The organism is Pseudomonas sp. HP_01, assembly GCF_055284355.1.
Window position 1 is genome coordinate 1 of record NZ_JBTOPV010000024.1, and the last position, 26715, is coordinate 26715.

General features: G+C 54.9%; 31 protein-coding genes and 4 tRNA genes. All 35 read left to right on the top strand.

The window, feature by feature from the left end; translation table 11 throughout:
• The first annotated feature begins 252 nt into the window (after positions 1-252).
• The 35 genes from birA to rplF all read left to right on the top strand — a co-directional run bounded on the left by birA (position 253) and on the right by rplF (position 26707).
• Positions 253-1209 carry a bifunctional biotin--[acetyl-CoA-carboxylase] ligase/biotin operon repressor BirA gene (birA, locus tag ACYAR8_RS14825; RefSeq protein ID WP_463580302.1) on the top strand — a complete coding sequence of 319 codons (957 nt, stop codon included), beginning with the start codon at positions 253-255 and terminating at the stop codon, positions 1207-1209.
• Between the two features lie 61 nt (positions 1210-1270).
• Entirely contained in the window at positions 1271-1708 is a 438-nt protein-coding gene (locus tag ACYAR8_RS14830; RefSeq protein ID WP_463580320.1) for a hypothetical protein, read from the top strand.
• 142 nt (positions 1709-1850) lie between these two features.
• Positions 1851-1935 (top strand) — tRNA-Tyr (locus ACYAR8_RS14835).
• Between the two features lie 27 nt (positions 1936-1962).
• Positions 1963-2036 (top strand) — tRNA-Gly (locus ACYAR8_RS14840).
• A gap of 27 nt (positions 2037-2063) precedes the next feature.
• Positions 2064-2139, top strand: a tRNA-Thr gene (locus ACYAR8_RS14845).
• 176 nt (positions 2140-2315) lie between these two features.
• Positions 2316-2391, top strand: a tRNA-Trp gene (locus tag ACYAR8_RS14850).
• Positions 2392-2435: 44 nt separating this feature from the next.
• Positions 2436-2804, top strand: a complete 369-nt coding sequence (secE, locus tag ACYAR8_RS14855; protein WP_037017694.1) for a preprotein translocase subunit SecE — start codon at positions 2436-2438, stop codon at positions 2802-2804.
• Positions 2805-2813: 9 nt separating this feature from the next.
• On the top strand, positions 2814-3347 hold the full coding sequence (gene nusG, locus ACYAR8_RS14860; protein ID WP_103392788.1) for a transcription termination/antitermination protein NusG: 534 nt from the start codon (positions 2814-2816) through the stop codon (positions 3345-3347).
• 119 nt (positions 3348-3466) lie between these two features.
• Complete coding sequence (gene rplK / locus ACYAR8_RS14865; protein ID WP_037017696.1) at positions 3467-3898, top strand: 50S ribosomal protein L11; 432 nt, start codon at positions 3467-3469, stop codon at positions 3896-3898.
• Positions 3898-4593, top strand: coding sequence for a 50S ribosomal protein L1 (rplA, locus tag ACYAR8_RS14870; RefSeq protein WP_065988464.1), 696 nt, complete (start codon positions 3898-3900; stop codon positions 4591-4593). Before rplK ends, rplA begins: the two co-directional genes overlap by 1 nt.
• Before the next feature lie 197 nt (positions 4594-4790).
• Positions 4791-5291 carry a 50S ribosomal protein L10 gene (rplJ, locus tag ACYAR8_RS14875; RefSeq protein WP_074891743.1) on the top strand — a complete coding sequence of 167 codons (501 nt, stop codon included), beginning with the start codon at positions 4791-4793 and terminating at the stop codon, positions 5289-5291.
• 78 nt (positions 5292-5369) lie between these two features.
• Entirely contained in the window at positions 5370-5735 is a 366-nt protein-coding gene (gene rplL / locus ACYAR8_RS14880; RefSeq protein ID WP_019409897.1) for a 50S ribosomal protein L7/L12, read from the top strand.
• A 221-nt stretch (positions 5736-5956) separates the two neighbouring features.
• Complete coding sequence (gene rpoB / locus ACYAR8_RS14885) at positions 5957-10030, top strand: DNA-directed RNA polymerase subunit beta (RefSeq protein WP_074891745.1); 4074 nt, start codon at positions 5957-5959, stop codon at positions 10028-10030.
• A gap of 63 nt (positions 10031-10093) precedes the next feature.
• The gene (gene rpoC / locus ACYAR8_RS14890; protein WP_108121483.1) at positions 10094-14293 is read left to right on the top strand and encodes a DNA-directed RNA polymerase subunit beta'; all 4200 of its coding nucleotides are present in this window, start codon (positions 10094-10096) and stop codon (positions 14291-14293) included.
• Between the two features lie 202 nt (positions 14294-14495).
• Complete coding sequence (rpsL, locus tag ACYAR8_RS14895) at positions 14496-14867, top strand: 30S ribosomal protein S12 (protein WP_002555494.1); 372 nt, start codon at positions 14496-14498, stop codon at positions 14865-14867.
• A 116-nt stretch (positions 14868-14983) separates the two neighbouring features.
• Positions 14984-15454: a 30S ribosomal protein S7 gene (gene rpsG, locus ACYAR8_RS14900; protein ID WP_002555493.1), complete on the top strand. Its 471-nt coding sequence runs from the start codon at positions 14984-14986 to the stop codon at positions 15452-15454.
• Positions 15455-15484: 30 nt separating this feature from the next.
• The gene (fusA, locus tag ACYAR8_RS14905) at positions 15485-17590 is read left to right on the top strand and encodes an elongation factor G (RefSeq protein WP_074891749.1); all 2106 of its coding nucleotides are present in this window, start codon (positions 15485-15487) and stop codon (positions 17588-17590) included.
• Between the two features lie 31 nt (positions 17591-17621).
• Positions 17622-18815, top strand: a complete 1194-nt coding sequence (gene tuf / locus ACYAR8_RS14910) for an elongation factor Tu (RefSeq protein WP_024646116.1) — start codon at positions 17622-17624, stop codon at positions 18813-18815.
• Positions 18816-18954: 139 nt separating this feature from the next.
• Complete coding sequence (gene rpsJ / locus ACYAR8_RS14915) at positions 18955-19266, top strand: 30S ribosomal protein S10 (RefSeq protein WP_003186070.1); 312 nt, start codon at positions 18955-18957, stop codon at positions 19264-19266.
• Positions 19267-19347: 81 nt separating this feature from the next.
• Positions 19348-19983: a 50S ribosomal protein L3 gene (gene rplC, locus ACYAR8_RS14920; RefSeq protein ID WP_065988459.1), complete on the top strand. Its 636-nt coding sequence runs from the start codon at positions 19348-19350 to the stop codon at positions 19981-19983.
• A 12-nt stretch (positions 19984-19995) separates the two neighbouring features.
• Positions 19996-20598, top strand: a complete 603-nt coding sequence (rplD, locus tag ACYAR8_RS14925; RefSeq protein ID WP_037017717.1) for a 50S ribosomal protein L4 — start codon at positions 19996-19998, stop codon at positions 20596-20598.
• Positions 20595-20894 carry a 50S ribosomal protein L23 gene (gene rplW, locus ACYAR8_RS14930; RefSeq protein ID WP_065988457.1) on the top strand — a complete coding sequence of 100 codons (300 nt, stop codon included), beginning with the start codon at positions 20595-20597 and terminating at the stop codon, positions 20892-20894. Before rplD ends, rplW begins: the two co-directional genes overlap by 4 nt.
• 14 nt (positions 20895-20908) lie before the next feature.
• Complete coding sequence (gene rplB, locus ACYAR8_RS14935; RefSeq protein WP_003176423.1) at positions 20909-21733, top strand: 50S ribosomal protein L2; 825 nt, start codon at positions 20909-20911, stop codon at positions 21731-21733.
• Positions 21734-21749: 16 nt separating this feature from the next.
• Complete coding sequence (gene rpsS / locus ACYAR8_RS14940) at positions 21750-22025, top strand: 30S ribosomal protein S19 (protein WP_002555486.1); 276 nt, start codon at positions 21750-21752, stop codon at positions 22023-22025.
• Positions 22026-22038: 13 nt separating this feature from the next.
• Complete coding sequence (gene rplV, locus ACYAR8_RS14945; RefSeq protein WP_003103908.1) at positions 22039-22371, top strand: 50S ribosomal protein L22; 333 nt, start codon at positions 22039-22041, stop codon at positions 22369-22371.
• Positions 22372-22384: 13 nt separating this feature from the next.
• The gene (gene rpsC, locus ACYAR8_RS14950) at positions 22385-23071 is read left to right on the top strand and encodes a 30S ribosomal protein S3 (protein ID WP_003176422.1); all 687 of its coding nucleotides are present in this window, start codon (positions 22385-22387) and stop codon (positions 23069-23071) included.
• A gap of 12 nt (positions 23072-23083) precedes the next feature.
• On the top strand, positions 23084-23497 hold the full coding sequence (rplP, locus tag ACYAR8_RS14955; protein ID WP_003186052.1) for a 50S ribosomal protein L16: 414 nt from the start codon (positions 23084-23086) through the stop codon (positions 23495-23497).
• Entirely contained in the window at positions 23497-23688 is a 192-nt protein-coding gene (rpmC, locus tag ACYAR8_RS14960; protein ID WP_002555481.1) for a 50S ribosomal protein L29, read from the top strand. The genes rplP and rpmC overlap by 1 nt, the downstream gene beginning before the upstream one ends.
• 2 nt (positions 23689-23690) lie before the next feature.
• Complete coding sequence (gene rpsQ / locus ACYAR8_RS14965) at positions 23691-23957, top strand: 30S ribosomal protein S17 (RefSeq protein ID WP_003194644.1); 267 nt, start codon at positions 23691-23693, stop codon at positions 23955-23957.
• Between the two features lie 23 nt (positions 23958-23980).
• The gene (gene rplN / locus ACYAR8_RS14970; RefSeq protein WP_002555479.1) at positions 23981-24349 is read left to right on the top strand and encodes a 50S ribosomal protein L14; all 369 of its coding nucleotides are present in this window, start codon (positions 23981-23983) and stop codon (positions 24347-24349) included.
• An 11-nt stretch (positions 24350-24360) separates the two neighbouring features.
• Positions 24361-24675: a 50S ribosomal protein L24 gene (rplX, locus tag ACYAR8_RS14975; protein WP_002555478.1), complete on the top strand. Its 315-nt coding sequence runs from the start codon at positions 24361-24363 to the stop codon at positions 24673-24675.
• 20 nt (positions 24676-24695) lie between these two features.
• Positions 24696-25235 carry a 50S ribosomal protein L5 gene (rplE, locus tag ACYAR8_RS14980; protein WP_037017720.1) on the top strand — a complete coding sequence of 180 codons (540 nt, stop codon included), beginning with the start codon at positions 24696-24698 and terminating at the stop codon, positions 25233-25235.
• A gap of 13 nt (positions 25236-25248) precedes the next feature.
• Entirely contained in the window at positions 25249-25554 is a 306-nt protein-coding gene (rpsN, locus tag ACYAR8_RS14985) for a 30S ribosomal protein S14 (RefSeq protein ID WP_003186042.1), read from the top strand.
• A 214-nt stretch (positions 25555-25768) separates the two neighbouring features.
• A complete protein-coding gene (gene rpsH / locus ACYAR8_RS14990) occupies positions 25769-26161 on the top strand; it encodes a 30S ribosomal protein S8 (RefSeq protein ID WP_037017722.1) in 393 nt (130 codons plus the stop codon).
• Between the two features lie 12 nt (positions 26162-26173).
• Positions 26174-26707, top strand: a complete 534-nt coding sequence (rplF, locus tag ACYAR8_RS14995) for a 50S ribosomal protein L6 (protein WP_108121485.1) — start codon at positions 26174-26176, stop codon at positions 26705-26707.
• Positions 26708-26715: the final 8 nt, after the last annotated feature.

A 26715-nucleotide genomic window follows, 5' to 3' on the forward strand; every position in this document is an offset into this window, starting at 1 on the left:
TGAAACGATGCATCGCCGATGGTAGTGTGGGGTTTCCCCATGTGAGAGTAGGTCATCGTCAAGATTAAATTCCAAAACCCCATTTGCGAAAGCAGATGGGGTTTTGTTTTTGCGCGCGAAAAAGTTGGTATCCATCCTTCCCAGGATTAGCGCATGAGAGCTGCTCGGCTCCTGTCTGAGTATTGGTGATGACTCTTGCGTAGGTCGGTTGTATCGCTATCATGCGCGTCTTACTACCAGGCAGTCTCACTCATGCATACGTTGCTAAAGCTACTTGAAGACGGGGCGTTTCACTCTGGCGAGGATCTAGGGCTTGCGCTGGGCGTCAGTCGGAGCGCCGTCTGGAAGAAGCTGCAGCAGCTGCAGACTGACATCGGCATTGAAATTTACAAGGTGCGCGGTCGTGGGTATCGTTTGGCGTCGCCGCTGTCCTTGCTGGACGATGAGGCGCTACGTGGTGGGCACGCTGAGCTGGGTTGGGCGTGCAGCATCCACGAAACGATCGACTCGACGAATGCTGAAGCCATGCGAGTGGCGAATTCAGGCGCTGTTCTTCCTTGCCTGGTTCTTGCAGAGCAGCAGACGGCGGGCCGCGGCAGGCGTGGCCGTCAGTGGATAAGTCCTTTTGCTGAAAATCTCTATTACAGCCTCGCGCTGCGGATGGATGGAGGGACGCGCCGGCTCGACGGTCTTAGCCTTGTCGTAGGGCTTGCAGTAGTAGATACCCTGCGACAGCTCGGTATTCGTGACGCGGGGTTGAAGTGGCCTAACGACGTTCTGGTTGGCGGCAAGAAAGTCGCGGGAGTGCTGCTCGAGGTAACTGGCGATCCCGCCAATGTATGCCACGTAGTGATTGGTATTGGGATCAATATCAACATGCGTGAATCCAGTAACGTCGACCAGGCCTGGACTTCATTGGGCCTCGAGCTGGGACATCTCCAGGACCGGAACAACGTTGCCTGCGCCCTCAGTCGAAATCTCAGCGCCTATCTTGCTGGGCATCAAGAAAAGGGTTTTGCAGCCTACCGGAGAGATTGGGAAGACAAGCACTTATGGCAAGGCCTCGGGGTTGCTCTTACCGCAGGTGCGACGATCACTCAAGGCGTTGTTATGGGGGTTGGTGATGATGGAGCGTTACGTCTTGAGGTTGGCGGGCGTGAGGAGCATTTCAGCGGCGGGGAAGTGAGTCTCAGGCTCAAGGGTGATTAGGGTTCAAATCGCAGTCAGTAGGTAGGCATGCATCCGGATGCGTATCGTTTATGAGGTGGGTATGCCTTGGACGTTGTTGTTAGTACTGATGTTGAACGGTCTTTATTTTGTATGGCATCAGCAGGATGCGCCGCTACGCCCTAAAGAGGTTGAGCCGCTGCTAACTCATCGAGCATATGGCCAGGATATTCGGTTACTAAGCGAGTCAGGATTGGGTGGTGGTAATGCGCACACCACTGCAGATCAAGAGAAATGCCTCTACGTTGGAGGTAGCACCAAGCAGGCTGAGGCGGCGCTTCTCGAGCAGCGCCTTGTTGCTTTGGATATAGATGCTCGCTTTGGGAAACGCCTGGACCTGCAAGGCGGCGGTTACTGGGTGAAAATTGCGCCTGCTAGCCGGCGGCTGATCAGCGAGGCGTTGATCGCCGAGCTCCGTAGGGATTTCCCCACGCTAAAAAATGAAATAATGTCGTGTGAAGGCATTGCAACCGTAGAATAGTTTGAATAGAATGGCGCCCGCTTCGCAGTGCAGATCAATTGATAAGTACTGGTGTTGCGAGAGTCAATGCTTGTAACCTCAAGTTTTTATTGAGAAAAAGATTGACAGAAGGGTGGCATGATATAGAATGCTGCCTCGCTTAGGAGGGGTTCCCGAGCGGCCAAAGGGATCAGACTGTAAATCTGACGTCTACGACTTCGAAGGTTCGAATCCTTCCCCCTCCACCAAATTTTGAGCGTAAGCAGCAAAGCTCAGCGGGTATAGTTTAGTGGTAGAACCTCAGCCTTCCAAGCTGATGATGCGGGTTCGATTCCCGCTACCCGCTCCAAGTTTTTCTGGTTGTGCGATGTGTTTTGCTCTTGTAGCTCAGTTGGTAGAGCACACCCTTGGTAAGGGTGAGGTCAGCGGTTCAAATCCGCTCAAGAGCTCCATTACTAAGGCAGATATGCAAGTATCTGCCTTTGTTTTAGGCGCTACGAATTCCAAGTTTTTCAAGGGCTTGGTGAGGTAGTGCTGCAGCGGGTCGATTTGCGCAGTGCGTACTTTTCGAGTTGCTGTTGAAATCTTCCTGTCAGGTCCGCATAATGTTCGGCCTGATTTTGCTTTTAGGTCAGTAGCTCAATTGGCAGAGCGACGGTCTCCAAAACCGTAGGTTGGGGGTTCGATTCCCTCCTGACCTGCCAGATTCTCTAAAGTGTCTGGCTTTCTTTTCACAGGATTTTAGTAGATGAATCCAAAGGCTGAAGCCCAAGACTCCCGTTTTGATCTCGTGAAGTGGCTTGTAGTAGTGCTTCTAGTGGTCGTGGGTGTCGTTGGAAATCAATACTACTCCGCGCAACCAATCCTGTATCGCGTTCTTGCCCTGCTTGTTATCGCCGCTGTGGCAGCCTATGTGGCTCTGCAGACGGGGAAGGGTAAGGCTTTCTTTGTTTTGGCCAAGGAAGCTCGCGCTGAGATTCGTAAAGTCGTGTGGCCTACGCGTCAAGAGACTACTCAGACCACTCTGATTGTGGTTGCGGTCGTTCTTGTCATGGCGCTGCTGTTGTGGGGTTTAGATTCCCTGCTCGGCTGGCTTGTTTCCTTGATTGTCGGCTAAGGGTGTCCCGTGGCTAAGCGTTGGTACGTAGTGCATGCCTACTCGGGTTACGAGAAGCATGTCATGCGCTCTCTTGTTGAGCGTGTAAAGCTTGCAGGCATGGAAGATGGCTTCGGCGAAATTCTGGTCCCTACTGAAGAAGTAGTAGAGATGCGTAACGGCCAGAAGCGCAAAAGCGAGCGCAAATTCTTCCCTGGCTATGTGCTTGTCCAGATGGACATGAGCGAGGGTACTTGGCACCTGGTCAAGGATACTCCTCGTGTCATGGGGTTCATCGGTGGCACGGCGGACAAGCCTGCGCCTATTACCGATAAAGAAGCTGAGGCTATCCTGCGTCGCGTTGCTGACGGCAGCGACAAGCCGAAGCCAAAAACTCTGTTTGAGCCGGGCGAAGTCGTCCGTGTTACAGACGGTCCGTTCGCTGATTTCAACGGTACTGTCGAAGAAGTCAACTACGAGAAGAGCCGGATCCAAGTGGCGGTGCTCATTTTCGGACGCTCCACCCCGGTGGAGCTAGAGTTCAGTCAGGTCGAAAAGGCGTAACTGAGCTCAGAATCCCATACCCCGCAGCCCTGGGCTGTGGGGTTTTTTCGTCACCGGGATAAACGCGCAAGTAACCGGGGAGCCTTTCGAGGCGCTAGAACCCGTAATTGGAGTGCCTCATGGCCAAGAAGATTACCGCTTACATCAAGCTTCAAGTGAAAGCCGCTCAGGCTAACCCTAGCCCGCCTGTAGGTCCTGCACTGGGTCAGCACGGCGTGAACATCATGGAATTCTGCAAAGCGTTCAACGCCCGTACTCAGGGTATTGAGCCAGGTCTGCCGACTCCTGTGATCATCACTGTTTACAGTGACCGCAGCTTCACCTTTGAAACCAAAAGCACCCCGGCTTCGGTACTGCTGAAAAAAGCAGCTGGCCTGACCAGCGGCTCGGCTCGTCCGAACACCGTAAAAGTTGGCACCGTAACCCGTGCTCAGCTTGAAGAAATCGCCAAGGCAAAAAATGCCGACTTGACCGCTGCTGATATGGACGCCGCCGTGCGCACCATCGCCGGTTCCGCTCGTAGCATGGGCCTTAACGTGGAGGGTGTGTAATGGCTAAGCTGACTAAGCGCCAAAAGGCTATCGCTTCCAAGGTTGAAGCTGGCAAATCGTACAACTTCAACGAAGCCGCTGCTCTGCTGGCTGAGTTGTCGACAGTGAAGTTCAGCGAGTCTGTAGACGTTGCAGTGAACCTCGGTGTTGATCCTCGTAAATCCGACCAGGTCGTACGTAGCGCTACCGTGCTGCCACACGGCACTGGTAAGACCGTTCGTGTAGCGGTATTTACTCAGGGTCCAGCTGCTGAAGCTGCTCTGGCTGCCGGCGCTGATCGCGTTGGTATGGACGACCTGGCTGCTGAAATGAAGGGCGGCGATCTGAACTATGACGTCGTTATTGCTTCCCCGGATGCAATGCGTGTTGTTGGTCAGTTGGGTCAGATCCTGGGTCCACGCGGCCTGATGCCTAACCCTAAGGTCGGTACTGTTACTCCAGACGTAGCCACTGCCGTTAAAAACGCCAAGGCTGGTCAGGTTCGTTATCGCACCGACAAAAACGGCATTATCCACACTTCCGTTGGCAAGGTCGGCTTCGAAGCAGACAAGCTGCGTGAGAACGTTGAGGCGCTGATCGCTGATCTGAAGCGTATCAAGCCAGCTTCGTCGAAAGGTATCTACGTCAAGCGCGTAACACTGAGCACCACTATGGGCCCAGGCTTGGTCATCGACCAAGGTTCGTTGGACGCGTAAGACTGGCATGGCGCGGGTAACCGCGCCGTTGCGAAAATTGGGGTCCCTGCCTGGCGGGGGCTATCCAAGACCGTAGGCGGCGAAAGCCTTAAACCTCAAGCCTACGCAGATGGTGCTCCCGGTTCCTTACCGAATCAGACACCAAAACGACATCCGGCCTAGGTCAGATGAAACGGTAACAAGCAGGAGTTAAACCCGTGGCAATTAAACTCGAAGACAAGAAGGCCATCGTCGCTGAAGTCAACGAGGCTGCCAAAAACGCTCTGTCTGCTGTTGTGGCTGATGCCCGCGGTGTGACAGTAGGCGCGATGACCGGACTCCGTAAAGAGGCTCGTGAAGCTGGCGTATACGTGCGTGTTGTGCGTAACACCCTGCTCAAGCGCGCCGTTGCTGATACTGAATACAGTGTCCTCAACGATGTGTTCACCGGCCCGACCTTGATCGCTTTCTCAAATGAACATCCCGGCGCTGCTGCCCGTTTGTTCAAAGAGTTTGCTAAAGGTCAGGATAAGTTCGAGATCAAGGCAGCTGCGTTCGAGGGCAAGTTCCTCGCAGCTAATCAGATCGACGTACTGGCAACACTGCCGACCCGCAACGAAGCGATTTCGCAGCTGATGAGCGTGATTCAAGGCGCTACCAGCAAGCTCGCTCGTACTCTGGCGGCCATTCGCGAACAGAAAGAAGCCGCTGCAGCTTAAGGGCTGGCACTTCCTCTCGCGTATTTTTGTTTATTTCGATGGTCGCGTAGGCCGTCCCCCAATTCAGGAATTAGAGTCATGTCTATCTCTCAAGACGATATCCTCAACGCCGTAGCTGAAATGTCCGTTCTGCAGGTTGTAGAGCTGATCAAAGCATTCGAAGAAAAATTCGGTGTTAGCGCTGCTGCTGCTTCTGCTGGCCCAGCTGCTGCTGCCGCCGTTGTTGAAGAGCAAACTGAATTCAACGTCATGCTGCTGGAAGCTGGCGAGAAGAAAGTTAACGTCATTAAAGCAGTTCGTGAGCTGACCGGTCTGGGCCTGAAAGAAGCCAAGGCAGTCGTTGACGGCGCACCAGCAATGGTCCTGGAAGCAGTAGCTAAAGACGCTGCTGACAAAGCCAAGGCTACTCTGGAAGAAGCAGGCGCTAAAGTCGAGCTGAAGTAAGCATCGACTTTGCGTTTCCAGCCCAAGCGTTAAGCGAAAGGCTGATGGCTGGTGGCTTCTGCCACCGGCCTTTTTCCGTTGTTGGCAGCTGATTCGGTTAGCGCTGATTACGTGATCTACCCACCTCGAACGGTGGCGCGAACCATGGGGTTCGCAAGATTTTTCTGGCTGCTCCCGTCGGGAGGAGCCAAACAAGCAGGTGACCAAGCTGGGGAACGCTGATGGCTTACTCATATACTGAGAAAAAACGTATCCGCAAGGACTTTAGCAAGTTGCCGGACGTCATGGATGTGCCTTACCTCCTGGCCATCCAGCTGGATTCGTATCGTGAATTCTTGCAAGCGGGAGCGACTAAAGATCAGTTCCGCGACGTGGGCCTGCATGCGGCCTTCAAATCTGTTTTCCCGATCATCAGCTACTCCGGCAATGCTGCTTTGGAGTATGTGGGTTATCGTCTGGGCGAACCGGCTTTTGATGTCAAGGAATGCGTGCTGCGCGGTGTGACATACGCCGTACCTTTGCGGGTAAAAGTACGTCTGATCATTTTCGACAAAGAATCGTCGAATAAAGCGATCAAGGACATCAAAGAGCAAGAAGTCTACATGGGTGAAATCCCCCTGATGACTGAGAACGGTACCTTCGTTATCAACGGTACCGAACGAGTGATCGTTTCCCAGCTGCACCGTTCCCCGGGCGTGTTCTTTGACCACGACCGCGGCAAGACGCACAGTTCTGGGAAGCTGTTGTACTCGGCTCGTATCATTCCTTACCGTGGTTCGTGGCTGGACTTCGAATTCGATCCGAAAGACTGTGTCTTCGTACGTATCGACCGTCGCCGCAAACTCCCTGCATCGGTTCTGCTCCGTGCGCTGGGTTACACCACCGAAGAAGTGCTGGATGCCTTCTACACCACCAACGTATTCCACGTTCAGGGCGAGAATCTGAATCTGGAGTTGGTGCCTCAGCGCCTGCGTGGCGAAATTGCCGTTCTGGATATTCTGGACGACAAGGGCAAGGTGATTGTTGAGCAAGGCCGTCGTATCACGGCTCGCCACATCAACCAGCTCGAAAAAGCAAACATCAAGACCCTTGAAGTTCCGCTCGATTACGTCATCGGCCGCACCAGCGCCAAAGCGATTGTGCATCCTGCGACCGGTGAAATCATTGCCGAGTGCAATACCGAGCTGAACACCGAGATCCTGGCAAAAATTGCCAAGGCTCAGGTTGTTCGTATCGAGACGCTGTACACGAACGATATCGACTGCGGTCCGTTCATATCCGACACCCTGAAGATCGACTCGACTGGCAATCAGCTTGAGGCCCTGGTCGAAATCTATCGGATGATGCGTCCCGGTGAGCCGCCTACCAAGGATGCTGCCGAGACCTTGTTCAACAACCTGTTCTTCAGTCCAGAGCGCTACGATCTGTCGGCTGTAGGTCGGATGAAGTTCAACCGTCGTATCGGTCGTACTGAAATCGAAGGTTCGGGCGTTCTGCATAAAGACGACATCGTTGCTGTGCTGAAGACCCTGGTCGACATCCGCAATGGTAAAGGCATCGTCGATGACATCGACCACCTCGGTAACCGTCGCGTTCGTTGCGTAGGCGAGATGGCCGAGAACCAGTTCCGCGTAGGTCTGGTACGTGTTGAGCGCGCGGTCAAAGAGCGTCTGTCAATGGCGGAAAGCGAAGGCCTGATGCCTCAGGACCTCATCAACGCCAAGCCTGTTGCGGCGGCGGTGAAAGAGTTCTTCGGTTCCAGCCAGCTTTCCCAGTTCATGGACCAGAACAACCCGCTGTCCGAGATCACTCACAAGCGTCGCGTCTCTGCACTCGGCCCTGGTGGTCTGACGCGTGAGCGTGCTGGCTTTGAAGTTCGTGACGTACACCCGACTCACTACGGTCGTGTATGCCCGATTGAAACGCCTGAAGGTCCGAACATCGGTCTGATCAACTCCTTGGCTGCTTATGCGCGCACCAACCAGTACGGCTTCCTCGAGAGCCCGTATCGTGTGGTTAAAGACGCTCTGGTAACTGACGAAATCGTTTTCCTCTCGGCTATTGAGGAAGCGGATCACGTTATTGCCCAGGCTTCTGCGGCAATGAACGACAAGAAGATCCTGATCGACGAGCTGGTTGCTGTTCGTCACTTGAACGAGTTCACCGTCAAGGCGCCGGAAGACGTCACCCTGATGGATGTTTCGCCGAAGCAGGTTGTTTCGGTTGCAGCATCGCTGATCCCGTTCCTTGAGCACGACGACGCCAACCGTGCGTTGATGGGTTCGAACATGCAGCGTCAGGCTGTACCAACCCTGCGCGCTGACAAGCCGCTGGTCGGTACCGGCATGGAGCGCAACGTTGCTCGCGACTCCGGCGTTTGCGTCGTGGCCCGTCGTGGCGGCGTGATCGACTCAGTAGACGCCAGCCGCATCGTGGTTCGTGTTGCAGATGACGAAGTTGAGACAGGCGAAGCCGGTGTCGACATCTACAACCTGACCAAATACACGCGTTCGAATCAGAACACCTGCATCAACCAGCGTCCGCTGGTGAGCAAGGGTGATCGCGTTCAGCGCAGCGACATCATGGCTGACGGCCCGTCCACCGACATGGGTGAGCTGGCGCTGGGCCAGAACATGCGCATCGCGTTCATGGCGTGGAACGGCTTCAACTTCGAAGACTCCATCTGCCTGTCCGAGCGTGTTGTTCAGGAAGACCGCTTCACCACGATCCACATTCAGGAACTGACCTGTGTGGCGCGTGATACCAAGCTCGGGCCTGAAGAGATCACTGCTGACATCCCTAACGTGGGTGAAGCGGCACTGAACAAGCTGGACGAAGCCGGTATCGTTTATGTTGGCGCGGAAGTAGGCGCTGGCGACATTCTGGTAGGTAAGGTCACTCCGAAAGGCGAGACCCAACTCACTCCGGAAGAGAAGCTGCTGCGCGCAATCTTCGGTGAAAAAGCGAGCGACGTTAAAGACACATCCCTGCGCGTACCTACCGGTACCAAAGGCACTGTCATTGATGTCCAGGTCTTCACTCGTGACGGCGTTGAGCGCGATGCCCGTGCTCTGTCCATCGAGAAAAGTCAGCTCGACGAGATCCGCAAGGACTTGAACGAAGAGTTCCGCATTGTTGAAGGCGCAACCTTCGAGCGTCTGCGTTCTGCACTGGTGGGTCGTACAGCTGAAGGTGGTGCCGGCCTGAAAAAAGGGCAGGAAATCACCAACGAAGTTCTGGACGGTCTGGAACACGGTCAGTGGTTCAAGCTGCGCATGGTCGAAGATGCGCTGAACGAGCAGCTCGAGAAAGCTCAGGCGTACATCGTTGATCGCCGCCGTCTGCTGGACGACAAGTTCGAAGACAAGAAGCGCAAGCTGCAGCAGGGCGATGACCTTGCTCCAGGCGTGCTGAAGATCGTCAAGGTCTACCTTGCGATCCGCCGCCGCATCCAGCCGGGCGACAAGATGGCCGGTCGTCACGGTAACAAAGGTGTGGTCTCCGTGATCATGCCGGTTGAAGACATGCCGCACGATGCCAACGGTACGCCGGTAGATATCGTCCTCAACCCGTTGGGTGTACCTTCGCGTATGAACGTTGGTCAGATTCTCGAAACCCACCTGGGCCTCGCGGCTAAAGGGTTGGGCGAGAAGATCAACCGGATGCTCGAAGAGCAGCGTAAAGTTGTTGAGCTGCGCAAGTTCCTGAACGAGATCTACAACGAGATTGGCGGCCGTCAAGAAAATCTTGATGACCTGTCTGATCAGGAAATTCTGGATCTGGCGAAGAACCTGCGTGGCGGCGTTCCAATGGCTACCCCGGTATTCGACGGGGCCAAGGAATCCGAAATCAAGGCAATGCTCCGCTTGGCGGACATGCCGGACAGTGGCCAGATGCAGCTGTTCGACGGCCGTACCGGTAACAAGTTTGAGCGTCCGGTCACCGTTGGCTACATGTACATGCTGAAGCTGAACCACTTGGTGGACGACAAGATGCACGCGCGTTCCACTGGTTCGTACAGCCTGGTCACCCAGCAGCCGCTGGGTGGTAAGGCTCAGTTCGGTGGTCAGCGTTTCGGGGAGATGGAAGTCTGGGCGCTGGAAGCATATGGCGCGGCGTACACTCTGCAAGAAATGCTCACAGTGAAGTCGGACGACGTGAACGGCCGTACCAAGATGTACAAGAACATCGTGGACGGCGATCACCGTATGGAGCCGGGCATGCCCGAGTCCTTCAACGTGTTGATCAAAGAAATCCGTTCGCTCGGTATCGATATCGATCTGGAAACCGAATAACACGTGACGCGAATCGAGGGTGGGTCTGTATGACTGCCCTCTGCTCCGCCAGGAGGAAAGGCCTTGAAAGACCTACTGAATTTGCTGAAAAACCAGGGTCAAGTCGAAGAGTTCGACGCCATCCGTATCGGATTGGCATCGCCTGAGATGATCCGTTCGTGGTCGTTCGGTGAAGTTAAAAAGCCGGAAACCATCAACTACCGTACGTTCAAACCAGAGCGTGACGGCCTGTTCTGCGCCAAGATCTTTGGCCCGGTCAAGGATTACGAGTGCCTGTGCGGTAAGTACAAGCGCTTGAAGCATCGTGGCGTCATCTGCGAGAAGTGTGGCGTTGAAGTCGCACTGGCCAAGGTCCGTCGTGAGCGCATGGCTCACATCGAACTGGCATCGCCGGTAGCTCACATCTGGTTCTTGAAGTCGCTGCCGTCCCGTATCGGCTTGCTGATGGACATGACCCTGCGTGATATCGAACGCGTTCTCTACTTCGAGAGCTATGTCGTTATCGATCCGGGCATGACCACGCTCGAAAAAGGGCAACTGCTGAACGACGAGCAGTACTTCGAAGCCCTCGAAGAGTTCGGTGATGACTTCGACGCCCGCATGGGTGCCGAGGCTGTCCGCGAGCTGCTGCACGCTATTGATCTGGAACACGAGATTGGCCGTCTGCGCGAAGAGATTCCGCAAACCAACTCCGAGACTAAAATCAAGAAGCTGTCCAAGCGTCTGAAGTTGATGGAAGCCTTCCAGGGTTCCGGCAACCTTCCAGAGTGGATGGTGTTGACCGTTCTGCCGGTTCTGCCGCCAGACCTGCGTCCACTGGTTCCACTGGATGGTGGTCGTTTTGCGACCTCTGACCTCAACGATCTCTATCGTCGGGTGATCAACCGTAACAACCGTTTGAAGCGCCTGCTTGATCTGTCTGCTCCTGACATCATCGTGCGTAACGAAAAGCGCATGCTGCAGGAAGCTGTCGATGCGCTGCTCGATAACGGTCGTCGCGGTCGTGCCATCACTGGTTCGAACAAGCGTCCTCTGAAGTCCCTGGCTGACATGATCAAGGGTAAGCAGGGCCGTTTCCGTCAGAACTTGCTCGGTAAGCGTGTTGACTACTCTGGCCGTTCGGTCATTACCGTAGGTCCGACCCTGCGTCTGCACCAGTGCGGTCTGCCGAAGAAGATGGCACTGGAGCTGTTCAAGCCGTTCATTTTCGGCAAGCTCGAAATGCGTGGTCTCGCAACCACCATCAAAGCTGCCAAGAAAATGGTTGAGCGCGAGCTGCCAGAAGTTTGGGACGTTCTCGCCGAAGTCATTCGCGAACACCCAGTGCTTCTGAACCGTGCGCCGACGCTTCACCGTCTGGGCATTCAGGCGTTTGAGCCGGTTCTCATCGAAGGTAAAGCGATCCAGCTGCACCCGCTGGTCTGTGCGGCATACAACGCCGACTTCGACGGTGACCAGATGGCCGTTCACGTGCCGCTGACGCTGGAAGCTCAGCTCGAAGCGCGTGCGTTGATGATGTCGACCAACAACATTCTGTCGCCAGCGAACGGTGAGCCAATCATCGTTCCATCGCAGGACGTTGTATTGGGTCTGTACTACATGACCCGTGAAGCGATCAACGCCAAAGGCGAAGGTCGTGTGTTCGCGGATCTGCAGGAAGTTGACCGTGTGTTCCGTGCCGGCGAAGCCGCACTGCATGCGAAAGTAAAAGTGCGCATCAACGAAACGGTCAATGACCGTGACGGTGGCAGCGTCAAGAACACTCGTATCGTCGACACAACCGTTGGCCGTGCGTTGCTGTTCCAGGTGGTTCCGGCCGGCCTGTCCTATGACGTCGTCAACCAGCCGATGAAGAAGAAGGCGATCTCCAAGCTGATCAACCAGTGCTATCGCGTGGTTGGCCTGAAAGAGACCGTTATCTTCGCTGACCAGTTGATGTACACCGGTTTTGCTTATTCGACGATCTCGGGTGTCTCCATCGGCGTTAACGACTTCGTTATCCCTGATGAAAAAGCTCGCATCATCGACGCCGCAACCGATGAAGTGAAAGAGATCGAAAGTCAGTACGCGTCCGGCCTGGTTACACAGGGCGAGAAGTACAACAAGGTGATCGACCTCTGGTCCAAGGCCAACGATGAAGTCTCGAAAGCGATGATGTCGAACCTGTCGAAAGAGAAGGTTGTCGACCGTCACGGTGAGACCGTTGACCAGGAATCCTTCAACTCGATGTACATGATGGCCGACTCTGGTGCGCGGGGTTCCGCTGCACAGATTCGTCAGCTGGCAGGTATGCGTGGTCTGATGGCCAAGCCGGATGGCTCGATCATCGAGACGCCGATCACTGCGAACTTCCGTGAAGGTCTGAGCGTACTTCAGTACTTCATCTCGACTCACGGTGCTCGTAAGGGTCTTGCGGATACCGCGTTGAAAACCGCGAACTCCGGTTACCTGACTCGCCGTCTGGTGGACGTGGCTCAGGATCTGGTCGTTACCGAGGTTGACTGCGGTACCGAGCACGGTCTGGTAATGACGCCGCACATTGAAGGCGGTGACGTTGTCGAGCCGTTGGGCGAACGCGTACTGGGTCGAGTTATCGCCCGTGACGTATTCAAGCCTGGCACTGAAGATGTGATCGTTCCAGGCGGCACGCTGGTTGACGAGAAGTGGGTCGAATTCATCGAGCTGAACAGCATCGACGAAGTGATCGTACGTTCTCCGATCAGCTGTGAAACGCGTTTCGGTATCTGCGCCAAGTGCTACGGCCGTGATCTGGCTCGCGGCCACCAGGTGAACATCGGTGAAGCTGTCGGCGTTATCGCTGCGCAGTCGATCGGTGAGCCGGGTACCCAGCTGACTATGCGTACATTCCACATCGGTGGTGCCGCAAGTCGTACTTCTGCTGCGGACAGTGTTCAGGTCAAGAACGGCGGTATCGTTCGTCTCCATAACCTGAAGCACGTTGAGCGTCTTGACGGTCACCTGGTTGCGGTTTCGCGTTCTGGTGAGCTGGCAATTGCCGACGAATTCGGGCGTGAGCGCGAGCGTTACAAGCTGCCTTACGGCGCTGTGATTCTGGTGAAGGAAGGTGACAAGGTCGACGCTGGGTCCATCGTGGCCAAGTGGGATCCGCACACTCACCCAATCGTCACAGAGATGAAAGGTACCGTGACCTACGTGGGCATGGAGGAAGGTATTACGATCAAGCGCCAGACCGACGAATTGACCGGTTTGACCAACATCGAAGTACTGGATGCCAAAGATCGTCCTGCAGCAGGTAAAGACATTCGTCCTGCGGTCAAGATGGTTGGTGTTGATGGTAAGGATCTGCTGCTGCCTGGTACCGATGTACCTGCTCAGTATTTCCTACCGGCAAACGCCCTCGTTGGTGTTGCGGATGGTGTGCAAGTGGGTGTTGGTGACGTTATCGCCCGTATCCCGCAAGAAACCTCCAAGACACGTGACATCACCGGTGGTCTGCCACGCGTTGCCGACTTGTTCGAAGCGCGTCGCCCTAAAGAGGCATCGATCCTGGCTGAAGTCAGCGGTACGATTGCGTTTGGTAAAGAGACCAAGGGCAAGCGCCGTCTGGTTATAACACCAAACGATGGTACCGATCCGTACGAAGAGCTGATTCCCAAGTGGCGTCACCTGAACGTCTTCGAAGGTGAGCAGGTCAGCCGTGGTGAGGTTATCTCCGACGGTCCTAGCGATCCGCACGATATCCTGCGTCTGCTGGGTGTCAGCGCGCTGGCGAAATACATCGTCAACGAGATCCAGGATGTTTACCGCCTGCAAGGCGTGAAGATCAACGACAAGCACATCGAGACGATCCTTCGTCAGATGCTGCGTAAAGTCGAGATCGCTGAGTCGGGCGACTCCAGCTTCATCAAGGGCGACCAGATGGAGTTGACGCACGTACTGGTTGAAAACGAGCGCTTGGCAGCTGACGAGAAATTTGTTTCCAAATTCACTCGTGTGTTGCTGGGTATCACCAAGGCCTCGCTGTCCACCGAATCGTTCATCTCGGCGGCCTCCTTCCAGGAGACCACCCGCGTACTGACCGAAGCGGCGGTTACCGGCAAGCGCGATTACCTGCGCGGCCTGAAGGAAAACGTAGTCGTGGGTCGTTTGATCCCTGCGGGTACCGGTCTTGCATATCACAGCGAGCGCAAGCGTCGCCGTGAAGCTGACAAGCCGATGCGCGTAAGTGCGAGCGAAGTTGAAGCCGCGCTGACCGAAGCGTTGAACTCAAGCAGTAATTGAGAGTAGGGCCCCGATTTTCACGATCATTGGTCTAACCCGGTTTCGAGGGGTTGCCAGTGGTTGTGGACATCGGGGCTTTGCCTTGACTGGGGGCAGGATCCTCTTTAGACTCTTGTACCCCTAAATCTGGCGGGACGTATGTCCTGCCATTTTGCTTTTCTTGTAAGACAATAGCGTCGCAAGACAACAGTGGAGCTAGTAGATGGCAACTATCAACCAGCTGGTACGTCAGCCGCGTAAGCGTATCGTCGAGAAATCCGACGTGCCTGCGCTGCAGAACTGCCCGCAGCGTCGTGGTGTGTGCACTCGCGTGTACACAACTACGCCGAAAAAACCTAACTCGGCATTGCGTAAAGTTTGCCGTGTGCGTCTGACCAACGGTTTCGAGGTTTCCTCGTACATCGGTGGTGAAGGCCACAACCTGCAAGAGCACAGCGTCGTACTGATTCGTGGCGGCCGTGTAAAAGACTTGCCAGGTGTTCGTTACCACACCGTTCGCGGTTCGTTGGATACTTCCGGTGTCAAGGGTCGTAACCAGGGTCGTTCGAAGTACGGTACCAAGAAGCCTAAGTAGTAGCGGCTTTTTGTAAAAACTGAATCATCTTATTTTCTGAGTCGATAAGAGTAAGGTCGGAAGCGCCAGTAGGTGCTGATTCCGAGCGAACCTGAAGACCGTTTGAGGGCTTATCCATGCCAAGAAGACGCGTAGCAGCCAAGCGCGAAGTGCTTGACGATCCAAAATACGGCAGCCAGATCCTGGCCAAGTTCATGAACCACGTTATGGAAAGCGGTAAGAAAGCCGTTGCCGAGCGTATCGTTTATGGCGCGCTGGAAAAGGTTAAAGAACGCAAGAACTCCGATCCCCTGGAAATCTTCGAGAAAGCTCTCGACGCCATCGCTCCGCTGGTCGAAGTGAAGTCGCGCCGTGTAGGCGGTGCTACTTACCAGGTTCCGGTCGAAGTTCGTCCGTCCCGTCGTAATGCTCTGGCAATGCGTTGGCTGGTAGACTTCGCGCGCAAGCGCGGTGAGAAGTCTATGGCTCTGCGTTTGGCTGGCGAATTGTTGGACGCCGCCGAAGGTAAAGGTGCTGCGGTCAAGAAGCGTGAAGACGTGCACCGTATGGCTGAAGCCAACAAAGCTTTCTCGCACTACCGCTTCTAATTTCAGCGTCACTAATTTTGCGAGGGCTTTATGGCTCGTACTACACCGATCAACCGTTACCGTAACATTGGTATCGTTGCTCACGTGGATGCTGGTAAAACCACCACCACCGAGCGCGTCCTTTTTTACACCGGTAAAAGCCACAAGATGGGCGAGGTGCATGACGGCGCCGCGACCACCGACTGGATGGTTCAGGAGCAGGAACGTGGTATTACCATTACTTCTGCTGCTATTACTGCCTTTTGGCAGGGTTCCGAGAAGCAACACAAAGACCAGTATCGCTTCAACGTGATTGACACCCCGGGCCACGTAGACTTCACCATTGAAGTTGAGCGTTCCCTGCGTGTACTCGACGGCGCGGTCGTAGTTTTCTGTGGTACTTCCGGCGTAGAGCCGCAGTCGGAAACCGTATGGCGTCAGGCCAACAAGTACGGTGTCCCACGTCTTGTGTACGTAAACAAGATGGACCGTGCGGGTGCAGACTTCCTGCGCGTAATCGGTCAGATCAAGCAGCGTCTGGGCCACACTCCGGTGCCTATCCAGCTGGCTATCGGTTCCGAAGACAACTTCCAGGGTCAGATCGATCTGATGTCCATGGAAGCGGTCTATTGGAACGATTCCGACAAGGGCATGGTCCCTGTTCGCAAGCCTATCCCTGCTGAACTGCAGGAAATGGCTGACGAATGGCGCGGCAACATGGTTGAGGCTGCGGCCGAAGCCAGCGAAGAGCTGATGAACAAGTACCTCGAGGGTGAAGAACTCACCAACGCGGAAATCAAGGATGCTCTGCGTCAGCGTACTATTGCTGGCGAAATCGTCCTGGCTGTTTGCGGTTCTTCCTTCAAGAACAAGGGTGTTCCCCTGGTTCTGGACGCCGTGATCGACTATCTGCCGGCACCAGTTGATATTCCTGCCATCAAGGGTACAGACCCTGATGACGAGACCATCAATCTGGAGCGTCACGCAGACGACAACGAGCCGTTCTCGGCTCTGGCGTTCAAGATCGCTACCGACCCATTCGTGGGCACCCTGACCTTCGTCCGTGTTTACTCGGGCGTGTTGGCATCCGGCGACGGTGTGATCAACTCGGTCAAGGGCAAGAAAGAGCGCGTGGGCCGTATGGTGCAAATGCACGCAAACGCTCGCGAAGAGATCAAGGAAGTACGCGCTGGTGACATCGCGGCCTTGATCGGCATGAAGGACGTCACCACTGGTGAAACCTTGTGCAACGCTGACAAGCCAATCATCCTGGTTCGGATGGACTTCCCGGAGCCGGTTATTTCGGTTGCCGTAGAGCCTAAAACCAAGGATGACCAGGAAAAAATGGGTATCGCACTGGGCAAACTTGCTCAGGAAGACCCGTCTTTCCGCGTCAAAACTGATGAAGAGACTGGTCAAACGATCATCTCTGGCATGGGCGAGCTGCACCTGGACATCCTGGTTGACCGGATGCGCCGTGAGTTCAACGTCGAAGCCAACATCGGTAAGCCTCAGGTTTCGTATCGTGAGCGCATCACGAAGAACTGTGAAATCGAAGGCAAGTTCGTTCGCCAGTCCGGCGGTCGTGGTCAGTTCGGCCACTGCTGGATCCGTTTTGCACCCGCTGACGAAGGTCAGGAAGGTCTGCAATTCGTGAACGAAGTGGTGGGTGGTGTGGTTCCTAAGGAATACATCCCGGCTATCCAGAAGGGCATCGAAGAGCAGATGAAGAACGGCGTTGTTGCCGGCTATCCGCTGATCGGCCTGAAGGCTACCGTGTTTGATGGTTCTTACCACGACGTCGACTCGAACGAGATGGCGTTTAAGGTGGCTGCTTCCATGGCGACCAAGCAACTGGCCCAAAAGGGCGGCGGTGAGTTGCTTGAGCCGATCATGGCTGTAGAGGTTGTTACGCCTGAAGACTATATGGGTGACGTGATGGGCGACCTTAACCGTCGTCGCGGCATGATCCTGGGTATGGAAGATACGGTCTCCGGCAAGGTAATTCGTGCCGAGGTCCCGTTGGGTGAGATGTTCGGTTATGCGACCGACGTTCGCTCCATGTCCCAAGGTCGCGCAAGCTACTCTATGGAATTCAAAAAATACAATACAGCTCCGTCGCACATCGTCGAAACTGTAACCAAAAAACAAGGCTGATTCAGCGCCTTTAGGCTAGGAGTTATTTGTCGTGGCTAAAGAAAAATTTGATCGTTCCCTTCCGCACGTCAACGTTGGCACCATCGGTCACGTTGACCATGGTAAAACCACGCTGACCGCTGCTCTGACTCGCGTCTGCTCCGAAGTTTTCGGTTCGGCTCGTGTTGACTTCGACAAGATCGACAGCGCACCAGAAGAGAAGGCTCGCGGTATCACCATCAACACTGCTCACGTTGAGTACAACTCGTCTGTACGTCACTACGCGCACGTTGACTGCCCGGGTCACGCTGACTACGTGAAGAACATGATCACCGGTGCTGCCCAGATGGACGGCGCTATCCTGGTTTGTTCGGCTGCTGACGGTCCGATGCCACAGACTCGTGAGCACATCCTGCTGTCCCGTCAGGTAGGCGTTCCGTACATCGTGGTCTTCCTGAACAAGGCTGACCTGGTAGACGACGCTGAGCTGCTGGAGCTGGTTGAGATGGAAGTGCGCGATCTGCTGAGCACTTACGACTTCCCGGGCGACGACACTCCAATCATCATCGGCTCTGCCCGTATGGCGTTGGAAGGTAAAGACGACAACGAGATGGGCACCACTGCCGTCAAGAAGTTGGTTGAAACTCTGGACAGCTACATTCCTCAGCCAGAGCGTGCTGTCGACAAGCCGTTCCTGATGCCAATCGAAGACGTATTCTCGATCTCCGGTCGCGGTACTGTTGTGACTGGTCGTGTAGAGCGCGGTATCGTCAAGGTTCAAGATCCACTGGAAATCGTTGGTCTGCGTGACACCACCGTCACCACCTGCACCGGTGTTGAAATGTTCCGTAAGCTGCTCGACGAAGGCCGTGCTGGCGAGAACTGCGGCGTTCTGTTGCGCGGCACCAAGCGTGACGACGTTGAGCGTGGCCAAGTCCTGGTAAAGCCAGGTACTGTCAAGCCGCACACTCAGTTCGAAGCTGAAATCTACGTTCTGAGCAAGGAAGAAGGCGGCCGTCACACTCCGTTCTTCAAAGGCTACCGTCCACAGTTCTACTTCCGTACTACCGACGTAACTGGTAGCTGCGAACTGCCGGAAGGCGTTGAGATGGTTATGCCAGGTGATAACGTGAAAGTTTCCGTTACCCTGATCAAGCCAATCGCAATGGAAGATGGTCTGCGTTTCGCTATCCGTGAAGGCGGTCGTACCGTCGGCGCTGGCGTCGTAGCCAAAATCATCGCGTAAGCGATGATCTTCAAAAAGAGCCTCCGCTTGCGGGGGCTTTTTTATTGGGTTGACACCCTGTTAGCTCGTCTATAGAATTGCGCCTCCTTTAAACGGGCGTATTGCGCTCGGTGGGAAGTAGCCTGGAGTCTGAAATCCAATGCAAAATCAGCAAATCCGTATCAGGTTGAAGGCTTTTGACCATCGCCTGATCGACCAATCCACCCAGGAAATCGTGGAAACCGCGAAACGTACTGGTGCTCAAGTGCGTGGTCCGATTCCACTCCCTACCCGTAAAGAGCGGTTCACCGTTCTGGTTTCTCCGCACGTCAACAAAGACGCGCGCGACCAGTACGAGATCCGCACTCATAAGCGTGTTCTGGACATCGTCCAGCCAACGGATAAAACCGTTGACGCGCTGATGAAGCTTGATCTTGCGGCAGGTGTGGAAGTACAGATCAGCCTCGGCTAAGACTCGGGTCTTAGTCGTGTAACGCTCTGAAATGGGCGGCCATAGCGGGTGAAAGCCCCGTACACTCATGAGGTTTACAACATGACTATTGGTGTAGTCGGTCGTAAATGCGGTATGACCCGTATTTTCACCGAAGAAGGTGTCTCCATTCCGGTTACGGTCATTGAGATCGAGCCGAATCGCGTCACCCAGTTCAAAACCGAAGAAGTCGATGGCTATCGTGCAGTGCAAGTCACTGTCGGCGTGCGTCGTGCTTCCCGTGTGACTGCTGCTCAGGCAGGTCACTTCGCTAAAGCGAACGTTGCCGCAGGTCGTACCGTCCTGGAATTCCGTCTTGAAGAAGGCGAATACAAGGCTGGCGATCTGATCAATGCAGAAATCTTTGCTGCTGGCCAGATGGTAGATGTTACCGGTCAGTCCAAAGGTAAAGGCTTCCAAGGTACTATCAAGCGCCACAATTTCCGTGGCCAAGATAATACTCACGGTAACTCCGTGTCCCACCGCGTCCCGGGCTCTATCGGCCAGTGCCAGACTCCTGGTCGTGTATTCAAGGGCAAAAAAATGTCCGGTCATATGGGCGCTGAGCGCGTGACCGTGCAGTCCCTGGAAGTAGTGCGCGTGGACGCTGAACGCAATCTGTTGTTGGTCAAGGGTGCTGTTCCTGGCGCTACTGGCGGCAATGTGGTTGTACGTCCAGCAGCCAAGGCTCGCGGTTAAGGGGAAGCTGACATGCAATTAAATGTAAATGACGCCCAAGCGATCGAAGTTTCCGAACTGACATTTGGCGGCGAATTCAACGAGACGCTGGTTCACCAGGCAGTCGTGGCCTATATGGCTGGCGGTCGTCAGGGTAGCAAGCAGCAAAAGACCCGTTCTGACGTATCCGGTGGCGGTAAGCGCCCTTGGCGTCAAAAGGGTACTGGCCGTGCTCGTGCCGGTACTATCCGTAGCCCGATCTGGCGCGGCGGCGGTACCACTTTCGCAGCACGTCCTCAGGATCACTCTCAGAAGCTCAACAAGAAGATGTATCGCGCAGCACTGCGCTCCATTCTTGCTGAACTGGTTCGTACTGATCGTCTGGTCGTGGTTCAGGATTTCGCTGTTGAATCGCCGAAAACCAAAGATCTGCTGGGCAAACTGAACGACATGAGCCTGACCGACGTTTTGATCGTGTCGGACGCTGTTGATCAGAACCTGTACCTGGCTGCTCGCAACCTGCCGCACGTTGATGTGCGTGATGTTCAAGGTTCCGATCCAGTTAGTCTGATCGCATACGACAAAGTGTTGATCACTGTGTCGGCCGTGAAGAAATTCGAGGAGCTGCTGGGATGAACCAGGAACGCGTATTTAAAGTTCTGCTTGGCCCGCACGTTTCCGAGAAGGCTACGGTTCTGGCAGACAAAAAAGGTCAGTTCGTTTTCAAGGTTGCTACTGATGCAACCAAGCTGGAAATCAAGAAGGCCGTCGAAAGCCTGTTCAGCGTGAAAGTAGAGCGTGTCACTACCCTGAATGTTATGGGTAAGACCAAGCGCACTGCTCGCGGTCTGGGCAAGCGTAATGACTGGAAGAAGGCAGTTATCTCCCTTCAGCCAGGCCAAGATCTCGATTTCAGCAGCAGTGCTGAGTAAGGAAGGGGTGCATCATGGCAATCGTTAAATGCAAACCGACTTCCCCTGGCCGCCGTTTTGTGGTCAAGGTGGTCAACCAGGAGCTGCATAAAGGCGCTCCTCACGCACCGCTGCTCGAGAAAAAATCGAAGACTGGTGGTCGTAACAACAATGGCCGCATCACTACTCGTCACATCGGTGGTGGTCATAAGCAGCATTATCGTCTGGTCGATTTCCGTCGCAACGACAAGGATGGCATCTCTGCCACCGTCGAGCGCATTGAATACGATCCAAACCGTACTGCTCACATCGCACTGCTGCTGTACGCAGACGGCGAGCGTCGTTACATCATCGCGCCTAAAGGCGTGAGTGCTGGCGACCAGCTGATCGCAGGCGCCTTGGCTCCAATCAAGCCAGGTAACGCTTTGCAGCTGCGCAACATTCCAGTGGGTTCTACCGTTCACGGCATCGAGTTGAAGCCGGGCAAAGGTGCTCAGATCGCTCGTTCCGCTGGTGCATCTGCACAGTTGATCGCTCGTGAAGGTGTCTACGTGACTCTGCGTCTCCGCTCCGGTGAGATGCGTAAAGTTCTGGCTGAATGCCGCGCGACTCTGGGTGAGGTCTCGAACTCCGAGCACAGCCTGCGTTCGCTGGGTAAAGCTGGTGCCAAACGCTGGCGTGGCGTTCGCCCAACCGTTCGTGGTGTTGCCATGAACCCGGTTGACCACCCACATGGTGGTGGTGAAGGTCGTACCTCTGGTGGTCGTCATCCGGTATCGCCGTGGGGCTTCCCGACTAAGGGCGCGAAGACTCGTGGTAATAAGCGTACCGACAAAATGATCGTCCGTCGTCGCAAGTAAATAGAGGGATACGACAGTGCCACGTTCTCTGAAAAAAGGTCCTTTTATTGATCTTCACCTACTGAAGAAGATCGAAGTGGCGGCGGAAAAGAACGATCGCAAACCAGTTAAGACCTGGTCGCGCCGTTCTATGATCCTGCCACAAATGGTCGGTTTGACCATTGCTGTGCATAACGGTCGTCAGCATGTTCCTGTTCTCGTGAACGAAGACATGGTCGGCCACAAACTAGGCGAGTTTGCCGGTACCCGCACTTATCGTGGGCACGTGGCAGACAAGAAAGCCAAGCGTTAAGGGGTAAGGAACGATGGAAGTAGCCGCTAAGTTGTCGGGCGCTCGAATCTCCGCCCAGAAAGCCCGCTTGGTCGCCGACCAGATCCGCGGGAAGAAGGTGGGCGAAGCGCTCAACCTGTTGGCTTTCAGCAGTAAGAAAGCCGCCGAGATCATGAAGAAAGTGCTGGAGTCGGCCGTAGCCAACGCCGAGCATAACGAAGGCGCAGACGTTGATGACCTTAAGGTCTCCACCGTTTTCGTCAACGAAGGGCGTTCGCTGAAGCGCATCATGCCACGTGCCAAAGGCCGTGCTGATCGCATCGTCAAGCGGTCTTGCCATATCACTGTCAAGGTTGCTGACAAGTAACGGAGTCGAAGAGATGGGTCAGAAAGTACATCCCATTGGCATTCGCCTGGGAATCGTCAAGGAGCACACCTCCGTCTGGTACGCAGACGGTCGGACTTATGCGGACTACTTGTTCGCTGATCTGAAGGTGCGAGAGTATCTCCAAGACAAACTAAAAAGCGCGTCCGTAAGCCGTATCGATATCCATCGTCCGGCGCAGACTGCACGCATCACCATCCACACCGCTCGTCCAGGTATCGTTATCGGGAAGAAAGGTGAAGATGTTGAGAAGCTGCGTCAGGACCTGACCAAGCAAATGGGTGTGCCTGTGCACATCAATATCGAAGAGATCCGTAAGCCGGAGCTCGACGGTATGCTGGTTGCGCAGAGCGTAGCTCAGCAGCTGGAGCGTCGCGTAATGTTCCGTCGCGCTATGAAGCGCGCAGTGCAGAACGCCATGCGCATTGGTGCCAAAGGCATCAAAATCCAAGTGAGCGGTCGTCTCGGCGGTGCTGAAATTGCACGTACTGAATGGTATCGCGAAGGTCGTGTGCCTTTGCACACCCTGCGTGCCGACATCGACTATGCCAACTACGAAGCTCACACCACTTACGGTGTGATCGGTGTAAAGGTTTGGATCTTCAAAGGCGAAGTAATTGGTGGTCGCCAAGAAGAGCTGAAGCCGCAAGCACCAGCGCCTCGTAAAAAAGCTGCTAAGTAAGGGGTACGCCAAATGTTGCAACCTAAGCGTACGAAGTTCCGCAAGCAAATGACCGGCCACAACCGTGGTCTGGCATTGCGCGGTAGCAAAGTCAGCTTCGGCGAGTTCGCGCTGAAGTCTGTAGCTCGTGGTCGTCTCACCGCTCGTCAGATCGAGTCAGCGCGTCGTGCACTGACCCGTCACGTTAAACGTGGCGGCAAGATCTGGATCCGTGTATTCCCGGACAAGCCTGTCACCAAAAAGCCTCTCGAAGTTCGGATGGGTAAAGGTAAGGGTAACGTGGAGTACTGGGTTGCCCAGATTCAGCCAGGCAAAGTCCTGTATGAAATCGAGGGTGTTTCCGAAGAGTTGGCGCGTGAGGCTTTCGCCCTGGCTGCTGCAAAGCTGCCGCTCGCCACCTCCTTTGTTAAGCGGACGGTGATGTGATGAAAGCGAATGAACTTCGTGAAAAATCAGCACAGCAACTGAACGAGCAACTGCTCGGCTTGCTGCGCGACCAGTTCAATCTGCGCATGCAGAAAGCAACTGGCCAGTTGGGGCAGTCTCACCTGCTCTCGCAAGTTAAGCGTGACATCGCTCGCGTGAAGACTGTGCTCAACCAGCAGGCAGGTAAGTAATCATGGCTGAAGCCGAAAAAACCGTCCGTACGCTGACTGGCCGTGTCGTCAGCGACAAGATGGACAAGACCATCACCGTACTGATCGAGCGTCGCGTCAAGCACCCAATCTACGGTAAATACGTTAAGCGTTCGACTAAGCTGCACGCGCACGACGAAACCAATCAGTGCCACATCGGCGACAAGGTCACTATTCGTGAAACTCGTCCGATGGCCAAGACCAAATCTTGGGCGCTGGTTGATGTTCTCGAACGCGCTGTGGAAGTCTAAGGGCTAGGGGTCGGAGAAATTATATGATTCAGACTCAATCCATGCTCGATGTGGCCGATAACAGCGGCGCACGCCGCGTTATGTGCATCAAGGTGCTTGGTGGCTCTCATCGTCGTTACGCTGGTATCGGTGACATCATCAAAGTTACCGTCAAGGAAGCAATTCCGCGCGGTAAGGTGAAAAAAGGCCAAGTGATGACTGCAGTAGTAGTCCGCACTCGCCACGGTGTTCGTCGCGCAGACGGCTCCATCATCCGCTTTGATGGCAACGCTGCTGTTCTGTTGAACAACAAGCAAGAGCCGATCGGCACCCGTATCTTTGGGCCAGTGACCCGTGAACTTCGTACTGAGAAGTTCATGAAGATCGTCTCGCTCGCCCCAGAAGTGCTGTAAGGAGATCCGACATGCAAAAGATTCGTCGTGACGACGAGATCATCGTGATCGCCGGCAAAGACAAAGGTAAGCGCGGTAAGGTGCTCAAGGTTCTCGCTGATGACCGTCTGGTCGTTGGTGGGATCAACCTGGTGAAGCGTCATACCAAGCCAAACCCGATGTCGGGCGTACAGGGCGGTATCGTCGAGAAAGAAGCGCCATTGCACGCTTCTAACGTCGCCATTTTCAACGGCGCAACCAACAAGGCTGACCGCGTTGGTTTCAAAGTTGAAGACGGCAAGAAAATTCGTGTCTTCAAGTCGACCCAAAAAGCGGTTGATGCTTGAACACTGCTAGGTAGAAGACCATGGCACGACTAAAAGAGATTTACTGGAAAGAAATCGCACCGAAACTTAAGGAAGAACTTAAGCTTTCGAACGTGATGGAAGTTCCACGCGTTACAAAGATCACGTTGAACATGGGTCTGGGCGAAGCGATCGGCGACAAGAAAGTCATCGAGCACGCTGTTGCAGACCTGGAAAAAATCACCGGCCAAAAAGTCGTTGTGACCTACGCTCGCAAATCTATCGCTGGCTTTAAAGTCCGTGAAGGTTGGCCGATCGGCGTCAAAGTGACTCTGCGCCGTGAGCGTATGTATGAATTCTTGGATCGTCTGCTGTCGATCTCCCTGCCTCGGGTTCGCGACTTCCGCGGCCTGAATGCCAAGTCCTTCGATGGTCGTGGTAACTACAGCATGGGCGTTAAAGAGCAGATCATTTTTCCGGAAATCGACTACGACAAGATCGATGCCCTGCGCGGTCTGGACATTACCCTGACCACCACTGCTCGTACGGACGAAGAAGGTCGCGCATTGCTGCGTGCTTTCAAGTTCCCGTTCCGCAACTGATTGGAGTAGGACCATGGCCAAGAAGAGCATGAAAAACCGTGAGCTGAAGCGTCAGCTCACCGTTGCCAAGTACGCTACCAAGCGTGCTGCGCTGAAAGCGATCATCGTGGATCTGAACGCAAGTCCAGAAGCACGTTGGGAAGCTACGGTCGCACTGCAGAAGCAACCACGTGATGCAAGCGCCTCGCGCATGCGTAACCGTTGCCGTCTGACAGGTCGTCCGCACGGCGTATACCGCAAGTTCGGCCTCGGCCGTAACATGCTGCGCCAAGCAGCAATGCGTGGCGACGTACCAGGTCTGGTTAAAGCCAGCTGGTAAGAAGTTATTCTCGCAGTGCGCCCATTGTGTTCACCTCGAACCGATGAGCGTAGAGCCTGAATTTGAATCAAGCCCCTTTTGGGGCTTGATTCATTTCCGGGGTGCGCCTAGAATTGCCGGCTCGCCAGAGCCCGTGCTTGCACGTGCCCGGAATTTTAAGGCGATAGGTTGTAGCCGTAAGGCTCATTTTTTTTGTATCAGGAGCGTCTAGCCCATGAGTATGCAGGACCCGTTAGCGGACATGCTAACTCGTATCCGTAATGCCCAGATGGCTGAAAAGCCCGTCGTAAGCATGCCATCCTCCACGTTGAAGGTGGCTGTAGCCAAAGTCCTGAAGGACGAAGGTTACATTGCGGGTTATCAGATCAGCAGCGAAACAAAGCCGTTGCTGTCCATCGAGCTGAAGTACTTCGAAGGCCGTCCGGTCATCGAAGAAGTGAAGCGCGTTAGCCGTCCAGGCCTGCGTCAGTACAAGTCCGTCGATGAGTTGCCAAAAGTTCGTGGCGGCCTCGGTGTGTCTATCGTCTCCACCAACAAAGGTGTGATGACGGATCGTGCTGCGCGCGCTGCCGGTGTCGGCGGCGAAGTGCTTTGCACAGTGTTCTAAGGGGGGATAAGCATGTCACGCGTAGCTAAGAACCCCGTTAAGTTGCCAGCAGGCGTCGAAGTCAAACTCGTCGGCCAGCAGCTTTCGGTGAAGGGTGCCAAGGGCACTCTAGACCTGAACATCCATTCGTCCGTTGAAATTGTTGAAGAGTCCGGTGAGCTGCGTTTCGCTGCTCGCAATGGCGATCAACAAACTCGCGCAATGGCCGGTACCACTCGTGCGTTGGTAAACAACATGGTCCAGGGCGTAAGCCAAGGCTTCGAGCGCAAGCTCCAGCTGGTCGGTGTTGGTTACAAAGCGCAAGCAAAAGGCACGGTGCTGAACCTGGCCCTTGGCTTCTCGCACCCAGTGGACTACGAATTGCCGGAAGGCATCACCGCTGAGACTCCCAACCAAACCGATATCGTCATTCGCGGTATCGACAAGCAGTTGGTTGGTCAAGTGGCCGCTGAGATCCGCGACTTCCGCCGTCCAGAGCCGTACAAAGGCAAAGGCGTGCGTTACGCGGACGAAGTCGTCCGTCGTAAAGAAGCCAAGAAGAAGTAGGGCATAGC